We start from the raw sequence: 1,356 nt of genomic DNA on the forward strand, positions 1-1,356 counted from the left end.
TGATCTGCGCCCCAGATCTTGGACAACCCTATGCAGCTTGCCTTAGCCTATATTGCACAGGGCTAAGGCCTCCAAGTTTTTCCTTTATCCTCAATTGGTTATAATAACCAATGTAACTAATGATGTCTCGCTTTAAGTCATCCACATTTTTATATTCATTGAGGTAATAACATTCTGATTTCAATGTCCCAAAAAAGCTCTCTATAACCGCATTATCAAGACAATTTCCCCGCCGAGACATACTCTGAACGATGCCGTTATCCTTTAACCATCGTTGCCACCGTGACATCTGATATTGCCATCCTTGATCGCTATGCAATATTGGATGATCATCTTTCGCCAGCTGTTTCAGCGCATCAGTAAGCATGGTCTGCACCATTGTAGGCAGAGGGCGGGTAGCAAGGCTATAAGCAATGATCTCTCCATTATAAAGATCCATGATGGGCGACAAATACAGCTTCTTGCCATTCACCTTAAACTCGGTGACATCTGTAACCCACTTCTCGTTAGGGCGTAGTGCGTCAAACTGACGTTTCAGGATATTATCGCAAATACGTCCCTGTTCGCCTTTATATGAGCGGTACTTTTTGACGCGGATCAGACTGCTGATACCCAGTCCCTTCATTAGTTTTCTGACGGTTTTGCCATTAAGTAAAACCCCCTCGTTACGACAGGCAAGTCTGATGCGTCTGTAGCCATAGCGACCTTTGTGCTGGTGATAAATTTTCAGCACAAGTGCCCTGGCAGACTGATATCGGTCCGGGGCCTCTGGACGTTTGACATGATAATAGAATGTGCTCCGGGGTAGCCCTGCAACAATTAATAATCGGGATAATGACCACTCCTGCCTTAGTTCATTAACAATGCTCACTTTTTCTTGTGTGTTGAGCATGTTTTCTGCTGAACCAAGGCCTCCAGCTTTTTTAAATAGGCATTCTCGACTCTGAGCTGTTCAAGTTCCTCTCGCTCATCTTCGGTTAATGCTGGCTGTGCTGGGGCCGGAATGACGCTTTTATCAGGCACAGTGATGAGCTTTTTATTTTTTCGAATGAAAGCATCCTCGCCATATTTTCTATATTTTTCAAGCCAGGTGCATACAGTACCAAAGCCCGGCACCCCATGTCTTACCGCAGTTTCACGAACAGAAAAACACTCATCCACGACTTCTTTTACTACCATAAGTTTGAAATCAGCAGAGTAGCTCCCCTTTTTACCTGTAAGTATGCCTATCCCATGCTCCCGATAGGCATAAGCCCACTTTCTTACCGTGCAGGGGCTGATGTTGTACATCCTGGCGACAGATTTCAGACTCAGCTCATCCTGCAGGTATTTCTCTGCAACTTCCTGTTTGAACTT

General features: G+C 45.0%; 1 protein-coding gene. It reads right to left on the reverse strand.

The genetic code is table 11. The annotated features are described in order from the left end of the window. Positions 1-28 precede the first annotated feature (28 nt). Positions 29-1,356, reverse strand: a protein-coding gene (locus tag IAE50_RS25605) for an IS3 family transposase (protein ID WP_375288169.1) whose coding sequence is annotated in 2 segments (ribosomal slippage) — positions 29-883 and positions 886-1,356 — 1,326 coding nt annotated over the 2 segments. Because the reading frame shifts where the segments join, the coding sequence is not laid out codon by codon here. This gene is flagged as partial in the annotation.

This window comes from Kosakonia sp. S42, assembly GCF_016624785.1.
Classification (GTDB): domain Bacteria; phylum Pseudomonadota; class Gammaproteobacteria; order Enterobacterales; family Enterobacteriaceae; genus Kosakonia; species Kosakonia cowanii.